5 protein-coding genes and 2 pseudogenes are annotated in these 6,384 nt (G+C 60.1%); 2 read left to right on the top strand and 5 right to left on the bottom strand.

Features of this window, described 5'->3' with window-relative positions; translation table 11 throughout:
* Positions 1-67 precede the first annotated feature (67 nt).
* Positions 68-301 carry an SDR family NAD(P)-dependent oxidoreductase gene (locus JZX87_RS29660; RefSeq protein WP_353654297.1) on the bottom strand — a complete coding sequence of 78 codons (234 nt, stop codon included), beginning with the start codon at positions 299-301 and terminating at the stop codon, positions 68-70.
* A 12-nt stretch (positions 302-313) separates the two neighbouring features.
* Between JZX87_RS29660 and JZX87_RS31675 the strand changes: the two genes are divergently transcribed.
* Positions 314-769, top strand: coding sequence for a LysR substrate-binding domain-containing protein (locus JZX87_RS31675; RefSeq protein WP_286195187.1), 456 nt, complete (start codon positions 314-316; stop codon positions 767-769).
* Positions 730-885 (top strand): annotated as a pseudogene (locus JZX87_RS31670) (integrase); the annotation flags it as partial. The gene JZX87_RS31675 and the pseudogene JZX87_RS31670, both read left to right, overlap by 40 nt.
* 172 nt (positions 886-1,057) lie before the next feature.
* On the opposite strand, the pseudogene JZX87_RS31665 reads toward JZX87_RS31670, so the two are convergent.
* The 4 genes and pseudogenes from JZX87_RS31665 to JZX87_RS29640 all read right to left on the bottom strand — a co-directional run.
* A pseudogene (locus JZX87_RS31665) lies at positions 1,058-1,174 on the bottom strand (hypothetical protein); the annotation flags it as partial.
* Positions 1,175-1,386: 212 nt separating this feature from the next.
* The gene (gene fhuB / locus JZX87_RS29650; RefSeq protein ID WP_404946807.1) at positions 1,387-3,345 is read right to left on the bottom strand and encodes a Fe(3+)-hydroxamate ABC transporter permease FhuB; all 1,959 of its coding nucleotides are present in this window, start codon (positions 3,343-3,345) and stop codon (positions 1,387-1,389) included.
* Positions 3,342-4,238 carry an ABC transporter substrate-binding protein gene (locus tag JZX87_RS29645; protein WP_206829447.1) on the bottom strand — a complete coding sequence of 299 codons (897 nt, stop codon included), beginning with the start codon at positions 4,236-4,238 and terminating at the stop codon, positions 3,342-3,344. The genes fhuB and JZX87_RS29645 overlap by 4 nt, the downstream gene beginning before the upstream one ends.
* A gap of 7 nt (positions 4,239-4,245) precedes the next feature.
* Positions 4,246-6,375 carry a TonB-dependent siderophore receptor gene (locus JZX87_RS29640; protein WP_206829446.1) on the bottom strand — a complete coding sequence of 710 codons (2,130 nt, stop codon included), beginning with the start codon at positions 6,373-6,375 and terminating at the stop codon, positions 4,246-4,248.
* Between the last annotated feature and the right edge of the window lie 9 nt (positions 6,376-6,384).

The following is a 6,384-nucleotide window of genomic DNA, read 5'->3' as shown; positions in this document are numbered from 1 at the left end:
GGGAAGCGATGGCGCTTGTAACTGACTGGCGAGATGGTCATGCACGTGCGTCTATCGCAACCGCTCCTCACAAGGCGCGACCGTGACATCGCCCTTCCCGGATGTCTGTCTCGATAACGCCCGGCGCGACGGCATTGGCCCGAATACCTCGGCTGCCGTACTCGACGGCAATCACCTTTGTCAGTTGCGTGATCGCGCCTATGCTGGCGGCATAGACCGCCGTATCCTTCATGGCCACTAGAGCAACGATCGATGCGACGTTGACGATGACACCGCCATCGCCTTTGATCATGGCGCGCACAGCCTCTCGTGCATGCAAGCCGGCTGTGCCGGCTTTGCCCCGAGAGTTCCCGGAAATCACCTGGACATTACCCTTGATGACAACGTCAAAGACCACGTCGCAGCAGGCTTCGACTTAGCCATAACGATCGGTGAGGTGATCGCTCAGGATATGATCGCGGCTCCGCTGGGAGGCGAGTTAAGACAAATCGTCGTGGCATCACCCGCGTATCTCTCTCGTCATGGCGTGCCGGCTCATCCTCGCGCCCTTCTATCGCACGAATGCATCGGCTGGCGCTGGCCTGGACAACAGCACCCATTTACTTGGGAGTTTTTCGAGGATGGCCGATGGTTTTCGGTCAACCCAACCGGCAGTCTTATCGTCAATGATAAGCCTTTGGCCCTGCGGATGGCTTTGGTCGGCCATGGAATAGCCTTTGCCATAGAAGATACCTTGATCGCAAGGACCGGCATATCGCCACCGTATTGACCGGGGTCCGTAACAGCCATGCCCCCCGCCGGTCCAGGAGGAGGCGGTGATGGCGACCGACATCGTTGCCATGCTCGAAACGCTCGATCGTGGCACCCTTGGTGGCCCGCAACGGTCGCGGACGTCACCGATCGTATTCGCGACGAGCGGTAGCACGTCCTTCCACTCCATTTCCACAAAGGTATCATCCAGCCGGCGACGTCCCGGCTTCGGACCGTGTTCGAGCCAGCTTTTGCGGACGGCCGGTTTCAGGATGCGGGCACGATGGCGCAACACATTCGTGAAATTGCCAAGGATCGGAGAGGATTCAGGATCGGCGGGGTGTGGGCGAATGTCGAGATGTTCTCCGTCCCACCGCGCCGAAAACGTGCCCCAATGTGCCGCATGGGAAAGATAGTCAGACACAGGCAACCTTTCATCAGATCGTACCGGTAAAATCGGCGCCTCTATTACTTGGTTGCAGTCTGGTCGACGGGGATCGATATGACCAGTATCCGTGTATCATCAAATTGATAATTATAACCTATCCAATGGCACAACTCAGACAGACGATGAGCTTGTGTATCTGGCACTCACCACTTCTTTGCAGGTTGCCCCGAGCGAATATCAGAGATGTTTTATTTTCTCGTAATCAGCCAGATCAAATAGGGCGCTCCCACCATGGCGGCAAAGAGACCCAGCGGAAGCTCATAGGGGAAGGTTGCCGTGCGTGCGCCAAAATCGGCGAATGCCATGATGACGGCACCCAGGAAGAAGGAAGCTGCAAGATGATCCCTCGCCCTGATGAACCCCGCCCGCGCGGCAATATGGGGCGCGATCAGACCGACGAAACTTAAAGGGCCGACAAGTACCGAAGCTGCTCCGGTCGCCAGCCCACAGAGCGCGAGCGTGACGACGCGGCTTGCGGCGATCGGAACGCCGAGACTGCGTGACATTGTTACGCCGAGGGGCAGAAGGGTGAGCCATCTGACGAGAAACATCGATGCCATCATTACGATAATCGAAAGGCTGGCGAGAAAGATCGCCACTCCCGGCGTGACCGACGCTGCGCTCCCGCCAATCCATGCCAGGATCTGCCAGGCTCTCTGATCGCCGGCGGCTATCAGCACGGCAAGGACTGCCGAACTCAGGGAACTGATGGCGATGCCAGCGAGCAGCAGCTTATCCGATGGAAGGGTTTGTCGACGGGCAAAAGCCAGTACCGCCGAATTGGCCGCAAGCCCTCCAAGGGCCGCGCCTGCCACCATCGAATAGGGCCCGCTCATGGGAAACAGCGTCAGGACGAAGGCGAAGCCAAGACCCGCACCACCGCTGACGCCGATGACTTCCGGGCTCGCCATGGCGTTGCCCGTCAGGCGCTGAAGAATGGCACCGGCGAGCGCAAGCAAGCCACCGGCCCCTGCCGCGGCAACCAACCTTGGCCATCTCAACGAAGATAGATCGGCCGCCGTCTGGAGGGTAAGCAAGGTCCAGCCATGCCCGTCATTTCCGACCAACAAGGCGATTGTAACGACAAACGGGAGCGAGGTTGCAAGGATGGTGAACCCCTTGATGGCATTGATCCGTCTGACTGATCCCTGTGGTCTTTGAGCGCCCTGTAGCGAGCGCACTTTCGGTAGGAGCCACAGGAGCAGTGGACCGCCGGCAAGCGCGGTCACTGATCCCGTCGGGAAGGTTTCGCCGCTGGCGCCCGCAACGGTCTGCACTACGCCATCGCAGAACCAGAGAAACAGGCCACCCGCCAAGGGCGAAAGCGCAAGGGCGGCAAGCGGGCTGCGAACACCGCAACCCCGCACCAGCGCGGCAGCGACAAGCCCGACGAAACTGATCAGGCCGACGTTGGCCGCAACCATACCGGCAAGTAGCGTCGCCAGAACTGCGACCGCCAGCCGCACGCCGCGCAGGTTAATGCCGAGCGAGCGGGCACTTGCATCGCCAAGCCCGAGGATCAGCAGGGGTCGAAGGAGAACTGCCGCAGCCGCCATCGCAAGAAACAGTTGTAGCGACAGGGCGTTGAAGACCGACCAATCCTGCTGGCCGAGCGAGCCGCCATTCCAGGTCACCAGCGACATGAGATACTCGCCCTGTGCAAGTGTGAGAGACGCCGAGAGCGCTGCAGCTGTGACGCCCACCAGCATCCCCGACACAACCATCGTTACCGGTTCGAAGGATGTGCGCCATGCAAGCGCAAAGACGATGAGCGCGGCGATCGCCGCGCCCGACAGAGCGACAAGGGCACGATGCCCGTCGAGCAAGGCCGGGAAAAACAGGGTTGCGATGACGATGGCCAGCTGTGCGCCGGCTGATATTCCAAGTGTCGAGGGATCGGCGATTGGGTTGCGCAAAAGCTGCTGCAGCAGGGCGCCGGACAAGCCAAGGGCCGCCCCTGCTACTAACGCGACACCGGCACGCGGAAAAAGTCCGTGTAACAGGATGATTTCGTCCAGCCGTGCCGGCCCCAACGAGAAGATCGCAGTCGGCCATTGCGAAATGGGAACCGCGGCCGAGGCCGTGAAAAGGAAAAGGCTGGCTGCTGCCAGAAAGCCTGCAAGCGCAAAGAGGGAAGGCCGCATCATTGATCTCCCTCACCCGACGCCGCAAGCGTCTCGTAAAGCAGCCTTGCGAAGCGTAACCCGGCGAGAACCCCGCCATAGGGATTGATATTGGGAAGGGTAAGAAGCCGACCCTCCCTCACCGGTGTAAGCGCGTTCCAGATCATGCTTGCCCGAAGGCCGGCACGCGCCTCGACCGGGATTGCCGAGATGATGACAATCCGTGCGTCTTCCTCTTTCGCCAATTGCTCGATCGGTACGGGAGCCGCAAACGTGTAACGCGACCTGTCCGGCCAGGCATTTCGAAGCCCAAGTCGCGACAGCACATCGCCGAACATGCTGTCGGACCCAAAAACGCGGACGTGGCGCGCATCTCCCACATTGACGAGATAGATCGGCCGTCTAGCAAACCGCGCGAGGCCGGAACGGTATTCGGCAAGCCGGCTCTCGATCTCAATCAGCACGGACGTGGCGTCTCTCTCGGGTCCAAGCCGAGCCCCAAGTGCCGACACGGCAGCGCAGGCCTTTTCGAATGGCGGCTCGCCTTTGACGTAAAAGGGCAGTGAAATGATCGGCGCGATGCGCTCCAGCGCTGCCTGATGCCGCGTATAGAAGGGCGAAAGCAGAATGAGATCCGGCTTGATGACGCTCAACAGTTCGAAATTCGGCGTTCCCCGCAAGCCGAGATCGATGACGCCGGCCGGGATCTCCGGTTCGATCGCATCCTTGCGAAACTGGATAAGCTCCGTCGCGGCGACCGGCATGACGCCTAGCGCAATCGAGGTTTCCAGCATTGCCCAATCGATCGCGGCCAGGCGCGGCATATCTGCCGCAGCCGCGAAACGTGTGGTCAAAACCGTTGCGGCGGCGCCGAGAAACAAATGCCGGCGTCGCAAAATTGTTGAAATGCCCGTCATCCAGCCGCTACCAGGTGAAGCTCAGCTTTCCCATGACGGTACGGCCGTCGCCATAGTAGCATCCAAATGAACTGCAGCTTGCCGCATATTTCTCATCAGCGATGTTCTGGACATTGAGCGAGGCCTTCAAGCCATCCTTGTGGTAGGTGAGCGCTGCGTCAAACAGCGTCACGCCATCGAGATCATAGGTATTGGCGCTGTTACCGTAACGCTGGCCGACATAACGCACACCGCCACCGACACCGAGCCCTGCCAGTGCCGTATCCTCCTGGAACGTGTAGTTGAGCCACAGGCTCGTCGCATTGCGCGGCACGTTCTCAACCCGGTTGCCATTATCGGCACCGGCGCCGATTTCGGCATCGGTATAGGTATAGGCGGCGTGAAGGTCCAACCCCTGCGCCAGACTGACGACACCCTCCAGTTCAAGACCGCGGACGTGGACCTCGCCGATCTGGCTCGACACGCCGCCGACTGTGCGCAGAACATTTTTCTGTCTCAGATCGTAGAGGGCCGCCGCGAAGAACCCGTCCCACCCGTCGGCCTGATACTTGATGCCGGCTTCCCACTGCTCGCCCTCGGTCGGCTTGTAGGGATCACCGGTTACCGTGCTGGCACCGGAAACCGGTTCGAAGGAGGTCGCATAGCTGACATAGGGCGCAATCCCGCCATCGAAGAGATAGCTGATGCCGGCGCGGCCCGTCAGTTTGTGGTCATTTTGGTCGAGCGACCGCGAGACGCCGGTCAGGCCATTGCGCGAGGTGCCGGACGTCGACGCCCAATCCTGCCGCAACCCCAATGTCGCACGCCAGCGATCATAAACCAGCTCGTCCTGCACGTAGAGGCCGGCCTGCGAAAGGTCGCTGTCCACCCGCGTATCGAGCGTCGGTGAGATCAGGCTGATCGGTCCCCCGTAGGACGGGTTCAGAACATCGAGCGGCGTCGCCTGGAAGAAGCGCGTGCGAACGTTGTTGTCGAAATAGCGGTAGTCGAAGCCGAGGAGCACCTTGTGCTCCAGTTCTTCGGTCGAGAACTCGGCGGTCAGGTTGTTGTCGACATTGAATGTGTTGAGATTTTCATTCTGGAAGGTGGCATTACGGCGCAAGGTGCGCCCGTCAGCGGCAAGCCCCAGCGTCGACATGCCGAGCGACTGGTAATCCCAGTCGAGATTGGAATAGCGGACGTTCTGGTGGAAGGTCCAAGTCTCGTTGAACCGCTTTTCGAACTCGTAGCCGAGATTTGTGAGCGTGCGGCTTGAGTGATCGAAGCTCTTGTCTCCGACGTAGAAATCTCGTGGCAGCTTGAAGGCCGAACTGTCGATTACGTATTGCGGCGGCAGACCGGATGGCGTGCTCGGGTTATCATGCTGGACGCTCGTCAGAATGGTGAGTGATGTATCCTCATCGGGCTTCCATGTCAGTGCCGGCGCGATGAAATAGCGATCATTGTCCAGCTCGTCGGTTTGCGCGCCAGCCACCCGGCCAAGACCGGTCAGCCGATAGGCCAGATCGTCTTGCCCCGGAACGATGCCGCCGAGATCGAAAAAGGCGCCGTAAGTGTCATAGCTGCCAACTTGAGTGCCGACCTCACCAAAGTTGTCGAATTTAGGCCTCTTGCTGATCTGGTTTATGATGCCACCTGGATTGCCCTGGCCATACATGACCGAAGCCGGCCCACGCAGCACATCGACACGCTCAAGACCATAGATTTCGATCGGCGGTGCACCAGCCGTCCGCATCAACCTCAAGCCGTTGAGATACTGGATTTGGCGGCCATCGAAGCCGCGTACGATCGGCGAATCGAAACGCGGATCAGAGCCGTAGGGTTGTCCAAGAACGCCCGGCGTATAGTTGAGGGCCTGCCCAAGCGTCTGCGCCGCCTGCGCGTCCATCTCGTCCCTCGTCACCACTGAGATTGACTGCTGCGTTTCGAGTATGGGCGTGCCGGTCTTGGAGGCAGTGGCGCTGGTCTTTGCGACAAAGCCACCGACAGGGCCGCGCAAATCCGTATTTGCCTCACCCTGCAAAACGATCGGGGCCAGCGTGGTGCCCTGCGCTTCCTGCGCGTGTGCAATCTGGCCAGCGGAAAGAGCCGAAACAAGGGCTGTCGTGACGAAGAAATGAGATTGGATGAAACGCATGCCGCCCCG

This window comes from Agrobacterium sp. Ap1, from assembly GCF_017313375.1.
In the GTDB taxonomy this organism is placed as follows: Bacteria; Pseudomonadota; Alphaproteobacteria; order Rhizobiales; family Rhizobiaceae; genus Neorhizobium; species Neorhizobium cellulosilyticum.
Note: the sequence above shows the minus strand (reverse complement) of the source record. Positions and strands in the feature narration are given on the sequence as shown.

Bases quoted from the DNA above. Each gene is read 5' to 3' on its own strand.
- fhuB (WP_404946807.1), bottom strand. From the start codon at position 3,345: ATGATGCGGCCTTCCCTCTTTGCGCTTGCAGGCTTTCTGGCAGCAGCC.
- JZX87_RS29640 (WP_206829446.1), bottom strand. From the start codon at position 6,375: ATGCGTTTCATCCAATCTCATTTCTTCGTCACGACAGCCCTTGTTTCG.
- JZX87_RS29645 (WP_206829447.1), bottom strand. From the start codon at position 4,238: ATGACGGGCATTTCAACAATTTTGCGACGCCGGCATTTGTTTCTCGGC.
- JZX87_RS31675 (WP_286195187.1), top strand. From the start codon at position 314: ATGCAAGCCGGCTGTGCCGGCTTTGCCCCGAGAGTTCCCGGAAATCAC.